This is a genomic window from Megasphaera sp. DISK 18, assembly GCF_001682955.1.
Classification (GTDB): Bacteria; Bacillota; Negativicutes; order Veillonellales; family Megasphaeraceae; genus Megasphaera; species Megasphaera massiliensis.
Map to the genome: position 1 here is coordinate 1 of NZ_LUGJ01000014.1, position 850 is coordinate 850.

Below are 850 nucleotides of genomic sequence, written 5' to 3' on the forward strand. Positions count from 1 at the left end.
TGAACTGCTACCCGTCAAGTAGACACTCGAAAAAACATAAATAGATTTTGTTTCTGCCACCGGTTTCCGGTGGCAGTTTTTTTATGCGGCCAACCAATAGCTGGCATGCTTTTCCATGGGAGTCAAGACTCCCAGCTTTCTCTGTAATCGTTTTGTATTGTAGTATTCAATATATTCTTCTATCGCTTTAATCAGTGTTTCTCTATCTGTAAAACGATGGCCATAGTAACGTTCCCGTTTTAAGATGCCCCAAAATCCTTCCATAGGACCATTATCGATACATTTTCCCACGCGAGACATGCTTTGTACCATCCCGGCATCCTTCAGTTTAGCATGGAAACTTCTGCTGGTATATTGGTATCCTCGATCACTATGAAATAGTGGATGGGCTTCCGGATTAGAAGCAACGGCTTGATGGAAGGTATCGAATACTAAGGCATTGTCATTTCTATCCCGAATTACGAAAGAAACAATTCTTCGGTCATACAGATCAAGGATGGCACTCAGGTATATTTTATGAACCTCATTTCCAAGATGATACTTAAATTCGGTAACGTCTGTAAGCCATTTTTCATTGGGCGCTTCCGCTATAAAGTCTCTGCCCAGTATATTTTCGGCTATAAATTGCGGAGTTGAAGCCCGACGGGTACATCCGTGGCTGCGATACTTAATAGTAGACTTGATGTTTTCTTCACGACAAATCCGGAGTACTCGTTTGTCATTGAGGTGCATGCCGTAATACCGTTCCATATCGTCTCGAATTCGGCGGTATCCTTTATCCGGATAAGCCCGGTGAATTTCTTCTACCTTTTCCGCAACCAACCTGTTTTCTTGTTCCATCGCAGGGATT

The 850-nt window shown here is 42.7% G+C and carries 1 protein-coding gene; it reads right to left on the reverse strand.

The genetic code is table 11. The features are described from left to right. Window positions 1–81: 81 nt before the first annotated feature. A partial coding sequence (locus tag A0U42_RS03105) for an IS3 family transposase (protein ID WP_141669494.1) occupies window positions 82–850 on the reverse strand: 769 nt, incomplete at its 5' end.